This is a genomic window from Hymenobacter sp. R533113 (assembly GCF_056835965.1).
This window is the reverse complement of sequence record NZ_JAKWBD010000001.1, coordinates 387,136-406,206: the sequence shown is the minus strand read 5'-3', so window position 1 is coordinate 406,206 and position 19,071 is coordinate 387,136. Positions and strand designations below refer to the sequence as shown.

At 55.6% G+C, this 19,071-nt stretch carries 21 protein-coding genes and 2 pseudogenes; 5 read left to right on the top strand and 18 right to left on the bottom strand.

The window, feature by feature from the left end; translation table 11 throughout:
• Positions 1 to 69 precede the first annotated feature (69 nt).
• Entirely contained in the window at positions 70 to 606 is a 537-nt protein-coding gene (locus tag MKZ35_RS01855; protein ID WP_482511526.1) for a hypothetical protein, read from the top strand.
• A gap of 91 nt (positions 607 to 697) precedes the next feature.
• On the opposite strand, the gene MKZ35_RS01850 is transcribed toward MKZ35_RS01855, so the two are convergent.
• The 6 genes from MKZ35_RS01850 to MKZ35_RS01825 all read right to left on the bottom strand — a co-directional run bounded on the left by MKZ35_RS01850 (position 698) and on the right by MKZ35_RS01825 (position 5,890).
• Positions 698 to 1,033 (bottom strand): hypothetical protein, encoded by a 336-nt coding sequence (locus tag MKZ35_RS01850; RefSeq protein ID WP_482511525.1) that lies wholly within the window; start codon positions 1,031 to 1,033, stop codon positions 698 to 700.
• 173 nt (positions 1,034 to 1,206) lie between these two features.
• A complete protein-coding gene (locus MKZ35_RS01845; protein WP_482511524.1) occupies positions 1,207 to 1,875 on the bottom strand; it encodes an OmpH/Skp family outer membrane protein in 669 nt (222 codons plus the stop codon).
• Positions 1,876 to 2,011: 136 nt separating this feature from the next.
• Positions 2,012 to 3,097: a succinylglutamate desuccinylase/aspartoacylase family protein gene (locus MKZ35_RS01840; RefSeq protein ID WP_482511523.1), complete on the bottom strand. Its 1,086-nt coding sequence runs from the start codon at positions 3,095 to 3,097 to the stop codon at positions 2,012 to 2,014.
• A 74-nt stretch (positions 3,098 to 3,171) separates the two neighbouring features.
• Positions 3,172 to 4,119 (bottom strand): 30S ribosomal protein S6--L-glutamate ligase, encoded by a 948-nt coding sequence (gene rimK / locus MKZ35_RS01835; protein WP_482511522.1) that lies wholly within the window; start codon positions 4,117 to 4,119, stop codon positions 3,172 to 3,174.
• A gap of 55 nt (positions 4,120 to 4,174) precedes the next feature.
• Positions 4,175 to 4,660 (bottom strand): ATP-dependent zinc protease family protein, encoded by a 486-nt coding sequence (locus MKZ35_RS01830; RefSeq protein ID WP_482511521.1) that lies wholly within the window; start codon positions 4,658 to 4,660, stop codon positions 4,175 to 4,177.
• A 105-nt stretch (positions 4,661 to 4,765) separates the two neighbouring features.
• Positions 4,766 to 5,890 (bottom strand): PQQ-dependent sugar dehydrogenase, encoded by a 1,125-nt coding sequence (locus tag MKZ35_RS01825; RefSeq protein WP_482511520.1) that lies wholly within the window; start codon positions 5,888 to 5,890, stop codon positions 4,766 to 4,768.
• 126 nt (positions 5,891 to 6,016) lie between these two features.
• Between MKZ35_RS01825 and MKZ35_RS01820 the strand changes: the two genes are divergently transcribed.
• Positions 6,017 to 6,601 (top strand): O-acetyl-ADP-ribose deacetylase, encoded by a 585-nt coding sequence (locus MKZ35_RS01820; RefSeq protein ID WP_482511519.1) that lies wholly within the window; start codon positions 6,017 to 6,019, stop codon positions 6,599 to 6,601.
• On the opposite strand, the gene MKZ35_RS01815 is transcribed toward MKZ35_RS01820, so the two are convergent.
• From MKZ35_RS01815 to MKZ35_RS01780, 8 genes and pseudogenes are all read right to left on the bottom strand, one after another.
• Positions 6,585 to 7,385, bottom strand: coding sequence for an alpha/beta fold hydrolase (locus tag MKZ35_RS01815; protein ID WP_482511518.1), 801 nt, complete (start codon positions 7,383 to 7,385; stop codon positions 6,585 to 6,587). The two genes, MKZ35_RS01820 and MKZ35_RS01815, sit on opposite strands and share 17 nt — an antisense overlap.
• A 136-nt stretch (positions 7,386 to 7,521) precedes the next feature.
• The gene (locus tag MKZ35_RS01810) at positions 7,522 to 8,070 is read right to left on the bottom strand and encodes a DUF502 domain-containing protein (RefSeq protein WP_482511517.1); all 549 of its coding nucleotides are present in this window, start codon (positions 8,068 to 8,070) and stop codon (positions 7,522 to 7,524) included.
• Positions 8,071 to 8,153: 83 nt separating this feature from the next.
• Entirely contained in the window at positions 8,154 to 9,038 is an 885-nt protein-coding gene (locus MKZ35_RS01805; RefSeq protein WP_482511516.1) for a 4-hydroxy-3-methylbut-2-enyl diphosphate reductase, read from the bottom strand.
• 245 nt (positions 9,039 to 9,283) lie between these two features.
• A pseudogene (gene cmk, locus MKZ35_RS01800) lies at positions 9,284 to 10,026 on the bottom strand ((d)CMP kinase).
• Positions 10,023 to 10,439, bottom strand: a complete 417-nt coding sequence (locus MKZ35_RS01795; RefSeq protein ID WP_482511515.1) for a hypothetical protein — start codon at positions 10,437 to 10,439, stop codon at positions 10,023 to 10,025. The pseudogene cmk and the gene MKZ35_RS01795 overlap by 4 nt, the downstream one beginning before the upstream one ends.
• A 120-nt stretch (positions 10,440 to 10,559) precedes the next feature.
• Complete coding sequence (locus MKZ35_RS01790; RefSeq protein WP_482511514.1) at positions 10,560 to 10,955, bottom strand: hypothetical protein; 396 nt, start codon at positions 10,953 to 10,955, stop codon at positions 10,560 to 10,562.
• A gap of 32 nt (positions 10,956 to 10,987) precedes the next feature.
• On the bottom strand, positions 10,988 to 11,635 hold the full coding sequence (locus tag MKZ35_RS01785) for a hypothetical protein (protein ID WP_482511513.1): 648 nt from the start codon (positions 11,633 to 11,635) through the stop codon (positions 10,988 to 10,990).
• Positions 11,635 to 11,784: a hypothetical protein gene (locus MKZ35_RS01780; protein ID WP_482511512.1), complete on the bottom strand. Its 150-nt coding sequence runs from the start codon at positions 11,782 to 11,784 to the stop codon at positions 11,635 to 11,637. The genes MKZ35_RS01785 and MKZ35_RS01780 overlap by 1 nt, the downstream gene beginning before the upstream one ends.
• Positions 11,785 to 11,892: 108 nt before the next feature.
• On the opposite strand from MKZ35_RS01780, the gene ade reads away from it, so the two are divergent.
• Complete coding sequence (gene ade / locus MKZ35_RS01775; RefSeq protein WP_482511511.1) at positions 11,893 to 13,560, top strand: adenine deaminase; 1,668 nt, start codon at positions 11,893 to 11,895, stop codon at positions 13,558 to 13,560.
• Between the two features lie 204 nt (positions 13,561 to 13,764).
• On the opposite strand, the gene MKZ35_RS01770 is transcribed toward ade, so the two are convergent.
• Complete coding sequence (locus MKZ35_RS01770) at positions 13,765 to 14,196, bottom strand: response regulator (protein ID WP_482511510.1); 432 nt, start codon at positions 14,194 to 14,196, stop codon at positions 13,765 to 13,767.
• Positions 14,197 to 14,264: 68 nt separating this feature from the next.
• Positions 14,265 to 15,239 (bottom strand): annotated as a pseudogene (locus tag MKZ35_RS01765) (PLP-dependent cysteine synthase family protein); the annotation flags it as partial.
• A gap of 257 nt (positions 15,240 to 15,496) precedes the next feature.
• Between MKZ35_RS01765 and sucD the strand changes: the two are divergent.
• Positions 15,497 to 16,390 carry a succinate--CoA ligase subunit alpha gene (gene sucD / locus MKZ35_RS01760; RefSeq protein ID WP_482511509.1) on the top strand — a complete coding sequence of 298 codons (894 nt, stop codon included), beginning with the start codon at positions 15,497 to 15,499 and terminating at the stop codon, positions 16,388 to 16,390.
• Between the two features lie 57 nt (positions 16,391 to 16,447).
• Here the strand turns inward: sucD and MKZ35_RS01755 are convergent, their stop codons facing one another.
• The gene (locus tag MKZ35_RS01755) at positions 16,448 to 16,684 is read right to left on the bottom strand and encodes a hypothetical protein (RefSeq protein WP_482511508.1); all 237 of its coding nucleotides are present in this window, start codon (positions 16,682 to 16,684) and stop codon (positions 16,448 to 16,450) included.
• 84 nt (positions 16,685 to 16,768) lie between these two features.
• Entirely contained in the window at positions 16,769 to 17,515 is a 747-nt protein-coding gene (locus MKZ35_RS01750) for a hypothetical protein (RefSeq protein ID WP_482511507.1), read from the bottom strand.
• A 153-nt stretch (positions 17,516 to 17,668) separates the two neighbouring features.
• Between MKZ35_RS01750 and MKZ35_RS01745 the strand changes: the two genes are divergently transcribed.
• Positions 17,669 to 19,069, top strand: a complete 1,401-nt coding sequence (locus MKZ35_RS01745; protein ID WP_482511506.1) for a mercuric reductase — start codon at positions 17,669 to 17,671, stop codon at positions 19,067 to 19,069.
• Positions 19,070 to 19,071: the final 2 nt, after the last annotated feature.

The window sequence follows — 19,071 nt, the reverse complement described above, 5'->3', positions numbered from 1 at the left end:
CGAGGCTAAGTTGAGCACGGATTTTGTGCTTTAGGGGGTCAATTGACTTTTAACCCTAACATCTCCGTAATGAAGTTTTTGTACCATCTTGTCTTATTAGTACTTCTAACGGCCCCGGCTGCCTACGCCCAAAAAGGCGGCTACACCACGGGTATTGGCCTGCGCGGCGGCGGCTACTCTTCGGGCCTTACCGTAAAGCACTTTTTGAGTGGCAAGAATAACGTTGCTTTTGAAGGCTTATTGACAAGGGAATACAGAGCGCGGGGTGGTCGCCTCACCTTACTGCTGGAAAAACACCTGCCCGTGTCTGACGTTCGAGGCCTGCAATTTTACTATGGGGCCGGGGGCCACGTAGGGGCCTATGACGGACAATATTATTTTTTGGACAGACGCTATTATCGTGGCAGAAATAAGGAGGATCTCAGAGGCTATGATGACGGCCGTACCTATATCGCCTTCGGTGCTGACTTGATTTTGGGCCTGGAGTACAAATTTCCGGATCTGCCCTTCGTAGCAGGCGTAGACTACAAGCCATTTTTTGAGGTATTTGATGGCTATACCGGCCTTTATTCAGATGCAGCCTTTAGTTTACGTTTTGTTTTCTAAGGCACTGAACCAATCCTTTCCTCATTTAAACCACAAAAAAGCCCCCCAGATGCTATCTGGGGGGCTTTTTTGTGCAATGACTTAGCTGCCGCTAGCGAATCCTGCCGCGTTCACGACCATAGGAGCGCCCATCACGCACGGGCTGGCGAGCATCGTGGCGGTAGTAGCCGGGCCGGGGCCGCACCACTACGGGCCGCTGCCGGTAGGGACGTACGATAACGGGCTGGCGCTCCACTACTACTATCCGGGATGGGCGGTGGTAATAAGGCCGAGGTCGATACCCGTAATATGGGCGAGGCGGCGGATAATAAGCGGGGCCGCCGGCCACCACAACGCCGGGTTGGGCAGAGGCCACACAACCCGTCAGCAGTGCTGCCGAGAAAACCAGCGCCACCAGTACCACAGAGGATTTTATCAGCTTTTTCATAGTCTGTACAATGGCGCCTTGGTTCGGCTTCCATTTATAATTAGACAAAGATTAGCGCGATGCGTTTAATAGACCGTAGCAGAAATTTTACATAAAGTTGCCAGCAATACAAAACGCCCGCTGCTTCAGTGGGCAGCGGGCGTTTTCTAACCTTCATTAGCGCCAAAAACGCGCTATTTTTTTCCGTATTCGGTGTTCAGGCGCTTTAGTACGGGAGCCGTGACATCGAGCTCTTTGCGGCTATAGGCGATAGAGCCGCCGGGCTGCGCAATGAGAATAAACTGGTAGCCATTCTCCTTGCCATACTGCTCAATCAGCTTGTTCACGCGGGTCAGTACCTGCTGGCTCATTTTGGCTTCTTCCTCAGCCGCTTGGCGCTGAAGCTTTTGCTGCTCTTGGGCTACCTTCTGCTCCTGCTGTTGCAGCTGCTGCTCGGTGGCGGCTCGCTGCTCAGGCGTGAGACTCGCGGCCTGGGTCTGGTATTTCTGCACGGCCGTCTGAAAGCTGGTTACCAGCGTCTTGTTCTGGTTCTCCCAGCCTTTAGCCTTCGCCTCGAAGCTGCGACGGGCTACCTGCATACCTTTGTAGCCATCCAGCAGTTTGCTTGATTCTACGTAGCCGATTTTGGGGGCGGCGGGAACGGCGGCTACTGCGGGAGCGGGAGTAGCAGCCGTTGTATCCTCAGGGGCGGTGGTAATACTGTCAGCAGCAGCAGCGACGGGAGCGGCAGTGGCTACAGCGGGCACACTGGCCGGCTTCTGGGCAAAGTGCAGGTAAAATAATACGGCCACGGCGACAACCAGGACCGCGTTGATGGCTAAGAGCAATGAATTCGTCTTCATTCAAAAAATAGTAGCGGCCGACACCTCGTCGGCACCCCAAAGAAACGCAGAAACCGGCAGGATCAGAAATTAAGGACCGGATATGGGCCGTGCGCCGCTTGGTTGATGCTGAATTCAGAGCGCTTCAAACAAGCAGTTAAACCTGCTCGTCGTCTTCCTCCTTGGTTTTGGGGGGCGTTTCTTCCAGGTGGGGCCAATGCGACGAGCGGCTGGGGGGCAAACTATCCGGCCAGGCAATGTGCACCAGCGCGTCGCCCTGATTCACGACCGGCATATGGTTCAAGCCAATTACGTACCCGGCCGTCGGCGTTTCGAGGCGCACGGTGCCTTCGCCATACGGATCGGCTACGCTACCGTACACCTCTCCTTTTTCCAGGAACTGCCCATTCTGTACGTGGCTGCGAAATAAGCCTGCGAACTTGGCCCGCAGCCACGTATGCCGCCGACACACGACGCTCGGCTGCAAAGGCGAAGCCGCCGATTCTACCATCCCCAGGTGCTGTAGCACCCGAAACGTGCCCGCCATAGCCAATTCTATTCCGGCCTCATCGAGGCGGAGCGACTCGCCGGTTTCATACACGATAATGCGACGGCCCTGCTGCATAGCGGCTTCACGCAAGGAGCCGGGCCGCAAGGCCGCGTGCAACGTAAATGGTGCGGCAAAAGCGGCTGCCAGCGCATCCGTTTGGTCGTCTTCGCCCAGCAGGCAGCGCACCTGAGGCATATTGGCCCGCGCCGCGCCGCCCGTATGAAAATCAATGCCGTAATCAATCAGCGGCATGATTTCGCGCATGAAGCGGTGCGCTACCCTACTAGCCAGCGACCCGCGCGGATTGCCCGGAAAGCTGCGATTCACATCCTTTCCGTCGGGCACCTCGCGGGAGAAGTTAATGAAGCCATAGATGTTGAGAATGGGTATGGCGATGATAGTACCGCGCAACGGCTGCAACAAATCGCGGCGCACCAGGCGGCGGATCGTTTCGATGCCATTTACTTCATCGCCGTGCATACCGGCCATCAGCAGCACCGTAGGCCCAGGTTCCTGCGCCCGATACACGTACACGGGTATATCAATGACGGTGCGAGACGGCAGGCGCGAAATCACCAGCCGCGTCAGCATTCGTTCGCCCGGCCTGATAACCAAGCCGTTAATCAGCATGTCGGTTGGGCCGTAGGTGTGGGGCAATGGCTGGGCTGTAACGCGAAGCGGTGCTTCGCTCATTGAACAATAAGGTTGGAGGTATTTCGACAACGACCGCAAGGCCAGTTGTTCAACGAGCGAAGCACCGCTTCGCGTTACACTACATCGGGCTGGGTATCGGGCTGGGGGGCTTTTCTGGTCGTTTTCTTAATGGAATCCTTGCGCTTGCTATGCACCAGCGCAGCCGTGTATTCGATGATTTTGCCGGCAATATCCAGGCCGGTTGCCTTCTCGATACCCTCCAAACCCGGCGAAGAGTTTACTTCCAATACGAGAGGCCCTCGCTTGCTTTGGAGCATATCAACGCCGGCAATACCCAAACCCAGCGCTTTGGTAGCCAGCAAGGCGGCAGCTTTTTCGGCCCGGCTCAGCTTCACCAGCTTGCCCGAGCCGCCCCGGTGCAGATTGGAGCGAAACTCGCCTTCCTTGCCCTGGCGCTTCATAGCACCCACCACTTCCCCATTCACCACAAATGCCCGCAGATCAGCGCCTTTGCTCTCGGCAATAAACTCCTGCACAATGATGCGGGCCTTCAGGTTATGAAAGGCCTCAATCACCGACTGAGCGGCTTTTTCGGTTTCGGCCAGCACGACGCCCAAGCCTTGCGTACCTTCCAGCAGCTTGATAATCACCGGCGCGCCACCTACTTGCTTGATCATTTCGGGCACCTCATCAGAGTAGTTGGTGAAGGCCGTTTTGGGCATACCTAACCCGGCCCGCGACAGAATCTGCATGGAGCGCAGCTTATCGCGCGAGCGCACAATGGCCTGGCTATCAACAGCGGTGCGCACTTTCATCATCTCAAACTGCCGCACTACGGCCGTGCCATAGAACGTAACCGAGGCACCAATACGCGGAATAATGGCGTCGATGCCCGTAAGCTTTTTGCCTTCGTAAATGATGCCTGGTTCGCCTTGCTCCAGCACCAGATTGCAATGCAGATGGTCGACGACCACCGCCTCGTAGCCGCGCTGCGTAGCTGCTTCAACTAGGCGCTTTGTGGAGTACAGCCTCGGCTCGCGCGAGAGAATGGCCAGTTTCATTGGAAAGATAGGTCAGAGGAGAGTTGGGAGCGGAGGCAGGAAAGCGGGGAAAAGCCTAATCAATTCGGGGCCGCGGATGTTTGGCCACCGCCTGACTTTTATACGACAAATGTAGGCGAGCCACATCAACTACCAGTTGTGCTTTGCGCAATAAGGCCCGCCCAATGAGTACGGGATAGCGCATATCGGAACGGTCGGACAGAGAAAACTCGGCGGAAATATCTTCGCCAAATAACTGAATAACTGTCTGAATAACATAGCGTTCCTGCACATCACCATTCGAGCTTTTGATGTCGCGCAAAGAGAACTCAGCGAACTGCAGCGCACGGCCATTAAAATTTGGATGTGAGGGGTCGAGCAAGAGCACACAGAGCAGCTCGCGGCCGTCGGGCAAAGTTTCGATATGAATATTGGAGCAGTGAATAGCCCCCGTATACGCCCCCGTATCGACCTTCGCCTCTACGCCTCGCAGCTTTAATTGCGGGAAATCAACCAACTCTCTTCGTCCTACTATCTTCTTCGGAACCCGCTTTTTTATCATGGCAGAGGCAAGATAAGCTATAGAAGTGAGTACCGAGAAGTGAGAAGTGAGACGTTCTTCTGACAGATTGTTCCTGAACAGCGTCTCACCTCTCGGCACTCACTTTTATCCTTTATAACTGATTCGATATACGGCGTCGTTCTGGTCGTCAGACACAAGCAGGGAGCCATCTGGAAGCTCCAACAGCGCTACGGGGCGGCCCCACGACTTGCCGTTCTGGAGCCAGCCTTCGGCGAAGGTTTCGTAGGCAGTGGCTTTTTTACCAGTGGCATCTACGCGCACTAAGGTAATGCGGTAGCCAATTTTGTTGCTGCGGTTCCAGGAGCCATGCTCGGGAATAAGAATCTGGTTGCGGTACTGGGCCGGAAACGCCTTGCCCGCATAGAAGGTCATGCCCAGCGGCGCAACATGGGGGCCTAATTTGCGGGCCGGGGCCACATAGTCAGCGGGCTTTTTGCCTGCCCCGAATTTGGGGTCCAGAATGTCGCCGCCGTGCACATAGGGGAAGCCAAAGTGTAAGCCGGCCTGCGGGGCGCGGTTCAGCTCGCAGGGAGGCGTGTTGTCGCCGAGCATATCGCGGCCATTGTCAGTAAACCACATCTCCTTGGTAACGGGGCTCCAGTCGAAGCCCACCGTGTTGCGCACGCCCTTGGCGAAAGTCTCCAGGCCGGTGCCATCCGCATTCATCCGATTGATGGTGCCAAAAATGGGTTCTTCGGGCTCACATACATTGCACGGAGCACCTACGGGCACATACAGCTTGCCATCGGGCCCGAAGGCGATGAAGCGGTAGCCGTGGTGGTCCCGATCGGGCAGCTGATCATATACGACCTCTGGCTTGGGCTTCTGCTTGAGCTTTTGGGCAATATTGTCGTAGCGAATAATGCGGTTGATTTCTGCTACATATAGCGCCCCGTTGCGCATAGCTACGCCATTGGGCGCGTTCAGGCCGCTGGCAATGGTGATGACTTCGTCGGCCTTACCATCTTTGTTTCGGTCGGGCAGGGCATACACTTTATCGCCGCGGGTGCCTACGTACACGGTGCCGTCGGGACCCAGCGCCAGCTCGCGGGCGCTGCCTACATTTTGAGCAAAATAGCTGATAGTAAAGCCGGGGGGCAATTTTATCTGCGCCAACTCGGCAGGGGGCGCTACGGCGGGCCGCTCAGTGGTAAAGGCCAGAGCCAGTGGACTCAGCAATAAGGGAGCAAAGAAGAGGCGGAGACGCATAGAACCGTAAAAAGATGTGGACGTGTTTTATTACGAACTGGGGGGCATTTTAGCTTAAACCCTAAAACCTGCCTGACGTTCCCAGAAAACTGTGTATCCTTTCCAGCGTCTATTTCCCATCCTGATATGAGCAATCAGCCTTCTAACGGTTCCTGGCGCTCCAGTGCCCAATCATTTGGCCGGGTCTATTTATGCCAAGGTGACATTACGACCCTCGACACCGACGCTATTGTAAATGCCGCTAACTCCTCCCTCCTGGGCGGTGGCGGCGTAGATGGTGCCATTCACCGCGCTGGCGGCTCTCAGATTTTAGAAGAATGTCGCCGCTTACGAGCTAGTCACTATGACAAAGGCTTACCCACAGGGGAGGCCGTTATTACTACAGGTGGGCGCTTACCTTCTCCGTATGTTATTCACACTGTGGGGCCAGTTTGGAATGGTGGGCAGAAGCAAGAGCCGGAGTTATTAGCCAACTGCTACCGCAACAGCCTGCGTCTGGCCGCCCAACATAACCTGGCGAGCATTGCTTTTCCGGGCATCAGCACCGGCATTTATGGGTATCCTAAACCGGGAGCCACCGCCATTGCCGTGCGCGAGGTGCTGGCATTTCTGGAAACCAATGAGCTGCCAGCAGAGGTGGTGTTCGTGGTGTTCGATGCAGAGAGCAAGCGACTATACGAGCGTGAACTGGTGACTAAGACGTCGGCGTAATCACTTCCGGGTGGCGGCGCAGGTAAGCCGCCACATCGTAGATCAGGCCAGCGTGGCCAGCCTCCAGCAGCACCGTTTTTGCCTGCCGTAACGACCCAATAAATTGTTGCAAGCCCGCGTGCGGAATCACCCGGTCGTATTTGCCCAGAAAAAACGTGACGGGTACCTGGTGCTCATTCAGGTTGCGGGCCAAGTCTTTCAGGTTGAATACTAGCAGCCGAAACCCCACCCAGCTTCGGTACACGCGCAGGCGTTTTTCGCGGCTTTCGAGTTGCCATTGAGCAAAGCGCACCAGGTTGGTGTCAACCACTCGGCGCTGACCCAATGCATCAATGAACCGTAGCAGGCGCTGCGGGCGCAGCACTGCCCGCCCCAATATGCCGCGCATCCAGGGCGGATACGTAGCCAGCGAATACCAGAACTGTCGTTGTAGCCCATCGGGGGCGATCAGCCAGACTTGCTGCACCCGACCAGGAAAGTGCTCCACGGCCGTAAGGGCAAATTTGGCCCCCATGCTGAAAGCCAGCAGGCTAAAGGTGTCGATGTTTTTTTCGGCCAGAAATGCAGCCAACAGCTCCCCGAGGCACCTTTTTGTTAGGGGCGCATCTACTTTGGCTAAGCGGCTTTGCCCGTGATAAAATAAGTCGAAGGCATAGATACTGGCCGCACCGCCCAACACGGCGGCCACGCTGCGCCAGTGGCCTTCGCTCTGCCCGTAGCCGTGGAAAGCCAGCACCACCCGCGGGCCAGTGCCATAAGTCTGATAATGCAGAGTTGTTTTCAAAGAAAGCCGCTACAAGAAGTTAGTCGGATAAGGGAGAAACGCCAGATTTGGTACCCTACCAGTAAACAATCTACTACGTTTTCCAGCCCAACATCGTCAGTAATGGCGCGAGGCAAAAGCCTGCCTTGCCTCTTTACTACAGCCGCGACACGCCGCCTGACACCACAAACTTCATGACCTCACTACTGGGCAAATCCAGGAAAGTCACGTTTTCCTTGGGCACCAGAAACAACTCACCGGAGAAGTTATAAGAGTGCGGACAGTACACGGCCACCAGATCGGGGCGGCTGGCGGGCTCTATGCTATCCTGGGTTACAAACCCCATTTTAAAGATTTTGGCCTCCTGGTTGATGCACATCACCACGGGGCAGTTAAACTTCTGATTGTCGCCTACGAAGGCGTCGAACAGATCCTTGAGGCTGGAGTAAATAATGCTCACCAGAGGCGTGCGATGCAGAATACGCTCAGCAATAATGAGAAAGGGCCGCACCATGAAGGACTTGGCTACAAAGCCCACAATGGTCAGCAGCACCATAGCCATCAGCAACCCGATACCGGGGGGCACATTATCCATTCGAAACAAGCTATCCAGCCACCGGATTGTCGCGAATAGAATGTAGATGGTCAGCCCCACCGGGGCTACAATCAGAAAGCCGTTGAGGAAATAAGTAAAGAGCTTGCGCATACAGCAGCAGAGAAAAAGAATGCCCGACCAGAAGAAACCGGCCGGGCAAATAACGACGATGTAAGACAGAAATCCGTGCGTCCTTACGCAACTGCCAGGGCTACCTGCTCGATGCGGTCGGCTACGCGCTGCATCAGCCACATGGGAGTGCTGGTGGCGCCGCAAATTCCTACGGAGTCAACGCCCACAAACCAGTCTTCATTCAGCTCCTGCTCATTCTCAACGAAGTAGCTGCGCGGATTATTTTGATTTACCACCGTAAACAGGGCCTTGCCATTCGAGCTTTTGCGCCCACTCACAAATACCACTACGTCGTGCTCAACGGCAAACCTGGCTAAGGCCGGCTCGCGGTTGCTTACCTGCCGGCAAATGCTGTCGTTGGCATCAAAGCTATCCAAACTGCCCCCCGCGGCCGCAATACGCTCCTCAATGAGCTGCTTCATGTGGTAGAAGCCGGCCGTGCTTTTGGTCGTCTGACTGAATAGGGTGATGGGGCGAGCAAAGTCGATCTGATCGAGGTCAGCCTCCGTCATCACGATTAGCGCACGATTTCCGGTTTGGCCGGCCAGACCGGTAACTTCGGCATGGCCTGGCTGCCCATAAATGACAATCTGGCCCTCGTGGCGGCGGCTGACATCATAGGCGTGCTTCACCCGGTTTTGCAGCTTCAGCACTACCGGGCAGGAAGCATCAATCAGCTCCAGGTTGTTGCGCAGCGCCAGCTCGTAGGTTTCGGGCGGCTCGCCGTGGGCCCGGATAAGCACTTTGCTATCGTGTATTTGCTGTAGCTGTTCGCGGTCAATGATGCGCAGGCCCCGCTGGTGCAGGCGTTCCACCTCCATGCGGTTGTGCACAATGTCGCCCAGGCAATACAGGGTAGACTCGTGCTCCAACTCATCTTCAGCCATTTGAATGGCGAACTCAACGCCAAAGCAATAGCCCGAGTTTTTATCAATAGTGATGTTCATGGCAGAGGAAATATATCAGTAGCTGCCGCTGCAACTTTAGTGCCCCAACTAACTACCAGCAACGTGAGCCCTTGTTCATTTTTTTGGCATTTACGAACCTAAGCTCCTGCGTAAGACGAAGTTCAGCGCAGAAAAATGCCCTTCATAAGCCATAGCTGTAACATATCTATGACTATAGACCAGCAGAGCATGCTGAGCTTGTTTAGCCACAAAACTTAGTGTTTGGAACCGGCTGCCTTTCTGCTTTATGGATGCCGCGCCGTGGGGGGCATTTCTTCGGTGCTGGGCGTCGTCAGGCCGGCCGCCGCCAGCGAAAAAAGCGTGGCTGAGACGCGCTCCAGCACGAAGTCGACCTGTTCATCAATGGTGATGTGGGTGGTATCCAGCAACACCGCGTCGGCGGCGCGGCGCAGGGGGCTTTCGGCGCGGGTGGTATCCAGGTAGTCACGCTTCGTGAGGTTTTCGACAATCTCCTCCACTTTCACATGCTCTCCACTTACTGCCAGCTCCTCTTGGCGGCGCAGGGCGCGTACGCCGGTTTCGGCCGTCATAAAGACCTTTACCTCAGCATCCGGAAACACCGTAGTGCCGATATCGCGGCCATCCATTACTACCCCCGCTTCCGGCCCATGCGCTGCTGCTGGCTAACCATTGCGTGGCGCACGGCCGGTATCACTGACACCTCACTCACCGAGTTGGAGATATACATCTGGCGAATCTCATCTTCACGGATTTCACCGTCCAGACACAATTCGTTGCGTCCCGTGCGGCGGTTGCGCTTAAACGAGATGTGCAACTCGTGCAGAGCCTGCTCGATACGGGGCAAATCGTCAAATCTTATTTTGTGTTCGAGCAAATACAGGGTCACGGCCCGGTACATGGCGCCCGTGTCAATGTAGGCATAGCCTAACTCGGCGGCTACGGCTTTGGCAGTAGTGCTTTTACCGCACGAAGAGTAGCCGTCGATGGCAATGACGATTTTTCTCATGGGGAAGTCGTTCGGCGCGAGGGCAAGGGGACAGGAATCCAGGTCCGGCGACGAGGTACGGCAGCCGCGGCTAAGCGGGTGGGCACAGAGTGGAAGAGTACCATTACAGCCTCGTCCGCACCATGCACTAGCTGCCACTCTACGTAGCTGAACGGATTCACAAAGGTACAACCGGCTATCCGTACTCCGACCAACCCGGAGGCGTCGCGGTGCCAGTGGCCCCCAAAGCTACGGATTATGCACTCCCCCAAAAAACATCCCAGCGCATTTACTACACCAGCTCTAGCCTCGTGGCTAATACCAGCGCGCTCACGATCAATAAACTCCGTGAGCCGACGCACTGCTAACTCATCAAAGGAGGCGAGGTTTAAATTTTGCGGCACGGCTTCGGCAGCGCTTCTTAGCTCTTCCATAGTAGCAAAAAAGTAGCATCCGATAACCGACTCAAAGCAGAGTCGAAATGAAAATCACCGAATTGGTTGAGCTTTAAAACTACAAAAGATAACGACTGGTATTCAGAGAAAACACGTCAATTAAATCCAATTCTTACGTGTTGTCTCCGCCTCCAAACGATCAGGTATTTGCTCAAAAAACGTAATTACCGAATCCGCGAGCCCATGCTTCAACTGCTGCCCTACGCGATAGAAAGGGTTTAAAAACAGCTTATTGCGCAAGCCTATGCCCGTGGTGCCATCAGGGCCGGCAGCCCACTCGCCCTGGTAGGTTTGCGCGATGCACTCGCCCAAAAAGCAACCCAAAGCATTTATTACGCCTTCGCGGCTCGCGGGGGGCAATTGTGCCCGCTGTCCTTCAATAAAGTCGGAGAGGCGTTGCACACCGGCGGCATCAAAGCCATTGACCTGCAATTGCTGACGCACGGCATCAGCGGCGGCTCGGAGGGCGGTTAAGGGATTTGGCTCGGGGGGCATTTTTGGCAGAATCTAGTAAATGGAGAAGCTTTTCACTTTGATAAATCCTTTTTCGCCAACACATACCTCGTCAGGATATTTGCCGCATCAGGCCACGCCCGGAACTCATTCGCCTGCAACTGCCGAGCTAAGTCTGTGTTATCACCCACAACAGACAACATTGCTTTGTTGAACTTACGCCGGCCAGTGGGCAGGCGGCGGGGCAATTCATTATTTACACGCAGAAGAAGTTGGCGCGTCGTCCAGCCCAGAAAAGCAGATGGGTTATCGCTTTTTTGAAATTCAAATAGCGTGTAACCACCCGCGTTGAACAGCTCCCTGGCAAAGCCTTGCGGCAAAGCACTGTACGTTTCACCGTCGGCAGTAAAGCGGATGATTTGTCCCGGTGAATACGCCTGCGAAACATTGGCTCCAAGGGCAGACAGGTATATTCGGTCACGCTTTATTTCATACACTAGCGCCTCATGCCAAGTGCTGTCGGGCAGTTGGTAACGGACGCTGGTTCCGTTGCTGGCTCCTTCCCGGCGTACGGTGAGGTCCTCGGGCGGCAATGGCGTTGTGGGCGTCGGGAAATTGGCCGGCTGCCGCCGCTGCGCCGCGGCAGAAGCGGCCATTCCACTAACCAGCACGAGTAGAATTACTAAACGACGGCTGAGTGCTGTAAATATGGCAGCCGGCATTAGCAGTCGTGGGTGGGGCAGGGCATGCGGCCACCTCTGCTCTGGCGCTTGAAGGCTTTGGTTTTCTTTTGTTGGGCCGTGCGCTGAGCGCAACCGGCCAGGGGGGCCACGGCAGAACCGGCCAGCGCTGCGGCCAGCAGAAGAGTCATAATCTTTCTCACGAGACGAATTTGGCAGGGATAATTAACCAAATATAAGGTTCTTTACCCGCCCGCCGGCCTGGGGGGCAAATTCTGAACCGTCTACTTTTCTGCCTTATGCCCGCCGAATTCAGCCTGCGCGCCAACGTTATTGATCTGTTTGCTAACACCATAGCTCCGGCTACCATTTATGTAGCTGGGGGGCAAATTCAGCGCCTCGAACCACTCTCCTCTCCCACGCCTGATCCGACGTTGCCTTATGCGCTGCCAGGATTTGTGGATGCTCATGTACACATAGAAAGCTCCCTGCTGGTGCCCGCCGAGTTTGCCCGTTTGGCCGTGGTGCACGGCACGGTAGCTACCGTCTCCGACCCGCACGAAATCGGCAATGTGCTGGGCTTGGCGGGCGTGGAGTATATGCTGGCCAGTGGCCGCAGCGTGCCGTTTAAATTCTGCTTCGGCGCGCCTTCCTGCGTGCCGGCCACGCCTTTCGAAACGGCCGGGGCGATTATTTCGGTGCAGGACATTGAGCAGCTGTTTCAGAGCCCCGAAATCGGCTACCTGGCCGAGATGATGAACTGGCCCGGCGTGCTCCACAACGACCCCGACGTAGCGGCCAAAATTGCCCTGGCCCAGCGCTACGGCCGCCCCGTGGATGGCCACGCGCCCGGCCTGCGCGGCGCCGACGCCCAGCGCTACGCGGCCGCCGGCATCAGCACCGACCATGAGTGCTTCACCGCCGACGAGGCCCGCGACAAGCTGGCCGTGGGCATGAAAATTCTTATTCGGGAAGGCTCGGCGGCCCGCAATTTTGAAGCGCTCATTGACCTGCTGCCTGAGCACTACGAGAACATGATGTTCTGCTCCGACGACAAGCACCCGGATACGCTGGTCCTGGGCCACATCAATCAGCTGGTACAGCGGGCCGTAGCGCGCGGCCAAGACGTACTAAAAGTGTTGCGCGCGGCCTGTCTGAACCCGGTGCTGCACTACAACTTGCCCGTAGGCCTGCTGCGCGAAGGCGACTCCGCCGATTTCATCGTGGTCGATAACCTGACTGATTTTCGGGTGCGCCAAACCTACGTGGGGGGCGAATTGGTAGCCCAAAACGGCCAAACGCTCATTCCGTCTTCTCCCGTAGCCGTGGTTAATAATTTCCACGCGCAGCCTGTCAGGCCCAACGACTTTCACCTTTCTACACCGCAAAAAGCCCCCCAGGCGCAGCCGTCGGAAATTCGTGTGATTGAGTGCTTCGACGGCCAGCTCATCACCGCCCGCCACGACTTACTTGCCAGCGTTGAAAATGGCCTTGTCGTGCCCGACGTAGCCCGCGACATCCTGAAGCTCACGGTAGTAAATCGTTACGAAGTGGCTCCACCAGCCGTAGCATTTATTACTGGCTTCGGCCTGAAGCGCGGCGCCTTAGCTTCCAGCGTCGGCCACGATTCGCACAACATTACCGCCGTCGGCACCGATGACGAGAGCATTGCCAGAGCCGTAAACCTGGTTATCGAGGCGAAAGGAGGCCTGGCCGCTGTGGGGGGCAAATTCGAGGAAATACTGCTGCCGCTGCCCGTAGCCGGCCTCATGTCTGATCAGGATGGCTACCGCGTAGCCGAAGCATATGCTGCCGTCGATGCACTGGCCAAAGAGCTAGGCTCGCCACTTGCCGCCCCGTTTATGACCTTGTCATTCATGGCCCTGTTGGTAATTCCCAGTTTAAAGCTCAGTGACAAAGGCTTATTTGATGGCGAAGCGTTCCGGTTCGTGGAAGCTGTAGTGTAGACTGAAGTACGCCGTCTGACAAGCTTTATTTCAGAATGTCATGCTGAGGTCACGAAGTATCTCGCGTGCTGATGCTGGATTACTAATCCCACTAAACACGCGAGATGCTTCGTGACCTCAGCATGACGTTCCGCCTTTAAGCACTAAAAAAAGCCGCTGCACTTCTGTGCAACGGCTTTTTACTAAAGGTTAGACCTCAAAAGCTTACACCTCCGCAAACCGCTTACTCATCAGCTTGGTCAGCTTTTCCTGCGTGAGCGGCTTGGCCAGATACTCCACATCGGGATACTGCGCCACGCGGGCGGTGTCAGCGGCGTGCATGGAGGTGGTGAGCACGGCCAGCACAGTACGAGCCTTCACTTCGGCGGGCAGGGCGCTATAACGTTGCAGAAACTCAAATCCATCCATACCGGGCATCTTCAAATCGACAAAGACCAGGGCGGGCGTTTCGTTGGGCACCGGGTCAATGAGGTTGCGACCTTCGCCCCAGAAGAAATCATAAGCCTGCTGGGCACGGGTAAAAATCAGCACATTATCGGCCAGATCGAGGCGGCTGAGCAAGCGATTGTTCAGAAAGCAGGTGGTCTCGTTATCATCCACCAGCACGATATTGCGCAGCTTTTTGGTCACAGTCATAGGTATATGTATTACTTATAATTGAGAATACTAAACCGGAAGCCGGCGATAAAGATATTTTTTCTTTACAGCCAACCTTGCGCGCGCATCCAGTCGTCATTGTAAATTTTACCCAGGTAGCGAGTGCCGTGGTCAGGCAGCACAATCACCATCGTGTCATCTTCCTGCAAGTGCTCACGGGCGTATTCCAAGGCGCCGTACACTGCCGATCCGCAAGACCAGCCCACAAATAAGCCTTCCTCTTTGGCCAGTCGGCGCGTCATTACGGCCGCATCCTGGTCGGTTACTTTAATGAAAAGGTCAATAAGATCGAAGTCGACGTTTTTGGGCAGAATATCCTCACCTATGCCTTCGGTTTTGTAAGGATAAATCTCGTTCTCGTCGAAAATACCCGTCTCCTTATACTTCTTAAATACCGAGCCGTAGGTGTCTAAGCCAATAGATACGAGGTCAGGATTTTGCTCCTTCAGATACTTGGCCGTACCACAGATGGTGCCGCCGGTGCCCACGCCGCAAGCGAAATGAGTGATTTTTCCATCTGTTTGGGCCCACAGCTCAGGGCCGGTGCCCTCATAGTGAGCCGCAGTGTTTGAAAGATTGTCGTACTGATTTGGGTAGAAGGAATTAGGCGTCTCCGCGTTCAGGCGACGGGCCACGGAGTAGTAGGAACGGGGGTCCTCGGGAGCCACATCAACGGGGCAGATAACCACCTCGGCACCCACGGCCCGCAGGATATCCTGCTTTTCCTTGCTTTGCTTGTCGCTCATCACGAAGATGCACTTGTAGCCTTTATGAATAGCCGCCAAGGCCAGGCCCATGCCGGTGTTGCCGCTGGTGCCTTCGATGATGGTGCCGCCGGGCTTAAGCAAGCCAGCTTTTTCCGCGTCTTCTACCATGCGCACGGCCATGCGGTCTTTCACGGAGTTGCCCGGATTGAAGTATTCAACCTTGGCCAGTACCGTGCCTTTGATGCCGTCGGCTACTTTATTGAGTTTGACCAAGGGAGTGTTGCCGATGGCTTCAACTATGTTATTCAGATACATACAGTTGGGTAAGCGGAGTAGTTGGGTGGACCACAAAGGTACGAAATTCACCCTTTGGGCCGGGTCGGAATTCTGCTGGACTGGTTATGGAGGAGCTTAAGGACAAATTTTTGGCGCTAGGAGGCAACTATCCGGTTGGGGTACAATGGGTTCTTGCCCCGGCCTCAAAAAAGCCTACTTTTGCGGACCGGCCACCCCAAGTACTATAAGGTGGCCGTACCACCTCCAACTCGAATTTTTCCCTAACCCTTCTCCTAATGAGTGTTCTGGTCAATAAGGATTCCAAAGTGATTGTGCAAGGCTTTACGGGCTCCGAAGGCTCGTTTCATGCCCAGCAGATGATTGAGTACGGCACCAACGTAGTTGGCGGCGTGACGCCCGGCAAAGGTGGCAGCACCCACCTCGACCGTCCCGTGTTCAACACCGTGGCTGAAGCCGTAGAGCAGGCCGGTGCCAACACGAGCATTATTTTCGTGCCCCCGGCTTTCGCCGCCGATGCTATCATGGAAGCCGCCGACGCGGGTATTAAAGTCATCGTGACCATCACCGAAGGCATCCCGACCAAGGACATGATTGCGGTAAAGGAATACCTGAAAGGCCGCGAAGGTCTGCGCATGATTGGGCCGAACTGCCCCGGCGTCATGACCGCTGGCGAGTGTAAAGTGGGCATCATGCCCGGCTTTATCTTCACTAAAGGCAAAATCGGCATCGTATCCAAGTCGGGCACGCTGACTTATGAGGCGGTTGACCAGCTTACTAAAGCCGGCCTGGGCCAGACCACGGCTATCGGCATCGGTGGTGACCCGATCATCGGCACCACTACCAAAGAAGCGGTGGAGCTGCTCATGAACGATCCCGAAACCGAAGGCATCGTGATGATCGGTGAAATCGGGGGCGGCATGGAAGCGGAAGCTGCTCGCTGGATCAAGGAAACCGGTAATAAGAAACCCGTTGTTGGCTTTATTGCTGGCCAAACAGCACCTCCCGGCCGTCGCATGGGCCACGCCGGTGCCATCGTAGGTGGCGCTGATGATACGGCAGCTGCTAAAATGGCCATCATGCGCGAGTGCGGTATCCACGTAGTAGACTCACCCGCCGAGATTGGCGACACGATGCTGCGCGTGCTGCAAGGCGACAAGGTAACTGCGTAGGTTTCACTGCTTTAAAAGCAAAAAAGCCCCCAGCAAATTGCTGGGGGCTTTTTTATGTCACCTCAATTCCTTCAATGGCGGCGGACCTTCTTTTCTTACTTTTTCAATGGCTTCCAACCAATACTCCCAAAAAGCACTGTCAGCTGGTGTGTCATCTTCAAGCCAATATTCACCGCCACTTAAAATATCGGTTAAATCATTTGAGCCTGTGGCTTGCCAATAGGCTTTGAGCATATAAAGCATTGCTTCGTAGCCTTCTTTCTCAGTTATTGTTCTGTTGCTACTTATTTTCATGTTACTTACTGTAAGGCATAATTTTAATATCATCCTTAGATAGCAGTATGATTAGCAAGAGCTACAACCTCAAGGCAGGTAGCACTACTTCCGCCCACTTTGCCCCCCAACATTCACGACCACACCAAAATTAAACACCGAGTTAGAGGCTTTTAGAAATTTCTGGCTGCGCAAGCCAAACATGCCGCCGCTGATGAGTTGCAGCTGCACCGGGCCGGCTAGCTGCACGCGGGTGAAGGTGATGGGCTCCACGAAAACGTTGTCTTCAGGCGTGGTAGCTATATTATTGACGCGCAAGTTGCTTAGCTCCAGATAGCTCAGACGCAACGCTGTGCCGTAGGAAACTGGGAACTCGTTGCCGAACAGCCGAAACGACTTTTTTTCCTTAGAACTGTAATTTACCTGTAGGAAATATTTATTCAGGTCGCCTTCTACCGTGCGCTCCACGGTTTTAATATTATTCTCGATTTTGAAATCGGTGCGCTTGGTGGAGCCGACGCCAATGCCCACATAGGCTTCCAGCGCGCGTTTGTCGGGGAGGCGGGTGAAGTAGCCGCCGCCTATTTCGGCGAAGCGGTGCTCTTCAGCTTTGCGTTTTTTGTCGGTATTCAGCGTCGTAAACGTGCCAATGGCGCCGATGTGCTCGCCCACGGCGTAAGCCCCTTGAAGAGCAAGGTTGTTATCCAGATTGGTATGAATACCGCCGCTAAATTCGCCTTTCTGCGTGAGCAGGGGCACATTAGGCGGCGGCGGAAAGTACAGGGACGTACAAGCGCCTAGCCCCGGCAGAACGGTAAGCAAGGCGAGGCGGCGCAGAAATCGATTAGCCACAAGGCGGGAGTTATTGTTAAAAGTACCTGAGCCAACAATCTGATGATAGGATGGTCGGCTGGCAAGCTGAACCGTATAGGAATAGCTCTGGGGGGCAAAAATAGCATTACCCCGCGCATTACTCGTCTTCTAGCTCTCTGATTTCCGCATTCTATGCCTGATTCCTATGATGTTGTGATAATTGGCTCCGGCCAGGCCGGCAATCCATTGGCTACCGCTCTGGCCGACGCCGGTCGGCGCGTGGTGCTGATTGAGGAGTACCTGCTGGGCGGTTCGTGCATTAATTATGGCTGTTCGCCCGTCAAAACCATGCTGGCCTCAGCCGAGCGCGCCCACCAGGTACGCACCGCCGCTGACTTTGGTGTGCAAACTAACGCGCCCCGCGTAGACATGGCCGCCGTGGTGGCCCGCAAAGACGTGGTAATTGGCGCGATGCGGGATGGCGTGCGTAAGAATCTCACCCAAGAGCACCCCGGCATTACCGTGCTGGCTGGTCGGGCTGTTTTTACGGGCCCGCACAGCCTGCGCGTAGCCATGGAAAGCGGCCCCGAAAAAGAGCTGACCGCGCCCCTCATCTTTATCAATACCGGCACCCGCGCCGCTATTCCGGAGGTGGAAGGCTTAACTGAAACCGGCTTCCTGACCACCACCGAGCTGCTCGACCTGACGGAATTGCCCGAGCATCTGCTGATTCTGGGCGGTGGCTACATCGGACTGGAGTTTGGGCAAATGTTCCGGCGCTTCGGCAGCCGCGTCACCATTATTGAATCGGGCGAGCAGGTACTGGAGCACGAGGACGCCGACGTGTGCGCCACTTTGCAGGAATTATTGGAGGCCGAAGGCGTTGAATTTGTGCTCGGCGCGGAGGCTTACCGCGCAAACAAAGGCGCTGGGGGGCAAATTACCGTCACGGCCCGCACCCGCAGCGGCGAGCGGCGCCTGAGCGGCACTCACCTGCTGGTAGCCACCGGCCGCACGCCCAACTCCGATAAGCTCAACCTGGCTGCGGCTGGCGTCCGGGTTGATGAGAAAGGATATATAGCGGTAAACAGCCGGCTGGAAACCAACGTGCGCGGGGTGTATGCTCTCGGTGACGTGCACGGCGGCCCGCAGTTCACCCACCTCAGCTACGACGACTACCGCATCGTGCGCGACGCGCTGCTGGGGGGCAAATCGCGCTCGGCTAAGCAACGCCCGTTGCCTTACACCGTCTTCACCGACCCACAGCTCGGTCGCATCGGCTTATCCGAAGAGCAGGCTAAGGAAAAGAAGATACCGTACCGTGTGGCCGTGATGCCCGTGGCCACCATCGGTCGGGCCCGCGAAACTGGGCGTATGGGGGGCTTTTTTAAGATAATGGTCGATGCCAAGGATCAGATTATCGGGGCCGCCATCCTCTGCGCTGAGGGCGGTGAAATCATGACCATGCTGCAACTGGCCATGACGGGCAAGCTCAAGTACCAGGTGTTGGAGCGAATGATCTTTGCTCACCCGCTGTGGGCCGAAGCGCTGAACAATGCCTTTGCGAAGCTGGAAGAGCCGAAGAAGCAGTAAAT

Excerpts from the sequence above, each read along its gene's own strand:
- MKZ35_RS01780 (WP_482511512.1), bottom strand. The coding sequence starts at position 11,784 with ATGACTCTTCTGCTGGCCGCAGCGCTGGCCGGTTCTGCCGTGGCCCCC.
- ade (WP_482511511.1), top strand. The coding sequence starts at position 11,893 with ATGCCCGCCGAATTCAGCCTGCGCGCCAACGTTATTGATCTGTTTGCT.
- MKZ35_RS01855 (WP_482511526.1), top strand. The coding sequence starts at position 70 with ATGAAGTTTTTGTACCATCTTGTCTTATTAGTACTTCTAACGGCCCCG.
- MKZ35_RS01830 (WP_482511521.1), bottom strand. The coding sequence starts at position 4,660 with ATGATAAAAAAGCGGGTTCCGAAGAAGATAGTAGGACGAAGAGAGTTG.
- MKZ35_RS01785 (WP_482511513.1), bottom strand. The coding sequence starts at position 11,635 with ATGCCGGCTGCCATATTTACAGCACTCAGCCGTCGTTTAGTAATTCTA.
- MKZ35_RS01770 (WP_482511510.1), bottom strand. The coding sequence starts at position 14,196 with ATGACTGTGACCAAAAAGCTGCGCAATATCGTGCTGGTGGATGATAAC.
- MKZ35_RS01845 (WP_482511524.1), bottom strand. The coding sequence starts at position 1,875 with ATGAAGACGAATTCATTGCTCTTAGCCATCAACGCGGTCCTGGTTGTC.
- MKZ35_RS01805 (WP_482511516.1), bottom strand. The coding sequence starts at position 9,038 with ATGAACATCACTATTGATAAAAACTCGGGCTATTGCTTTGGCGTTGAG.
- MKZ35_RS01755 (WP_482511508.1), bottom strand. The coding sequence starts at position 16,684 with ATGAAAATAAGTAGCAACAGAACAATAACTGAGAAAGAAGGCTACGAA.
- MKZ35_RS01795 (WP_482511515.1), bottom strand. The coding sequence starts at position 10,439 with ATGGAAGAGCTAAGAAGCGCTGCCGAAGCCGTGCCGCAAAATTTAAAC.
- MKZ35_RS01820 (WP_482511519.1), top strand. The coding sequence starts at position 6,017 with ATGAGCAATCAGCCTTCTAACGGTTCCTGGCGCTCCAGTGCCCAATCA.
- MKZ35_RS01825 (WP_482511520.1), bottom strand. The coding sequence starts at position 5,890 with ATGCGTCTCCGCCTCTTCTTTGCTCCCTTATTGCTGAGTCCACTGGCT.
- MKZ35_RS01745 (WP_482511506.1), top strand. The coding sequence starts at position 17,669 with ATGCCTGATTCCTATGATGTTGTGATAATTGGCTCCGGCCAGGCCGGC.
- sucD (WP_482511509.1), top strand. The coding sequence starts at position 15,497 with ATGAGTGTTCTGGTCAATAAGGATTCCAAAGTGATTGTGCAAGGCTTT.
- rimK (WP_482511522.1), bottom strand. The coding sequence starts at position 4,119 with ATGAAACTGGCCATTCTCTCGCGCGAGCCGAGGCTGTACTCCACAAAG.
- MKZ35_RS01850 (WP_482511525.1), bottom strand. The coding sequence starts at position 1,033 with ATGAAAAAGCTGATAAAATCCTCTGTGGTACTGGTGGCGCTGGTTTTC.
- MKZ35_RS01810 (WP_482511517.1), bottom strand. The coding sequence starts at position 8,070 with ATGCGCAAGCTCTTTACTTATTTCCTCAACGGCTTTCTGATTGTAGCC.
- MKZ35_RS01790 (WP_482511514.1), bottom strand. The coding sequence starts at position 10,955 with ATGCCCCCCGAGCCAAATCCCTTAACCGCCCTCCGAGCCGCCGCTGAT.
- MKZ35_RS01840 (WP_482511523.1), bottom strand. The coding sequence starts at position 3,097 with ATGAGCGAAGCACCGCTTCGCGTTACAGCCCAGCCATTGCCCCACACC.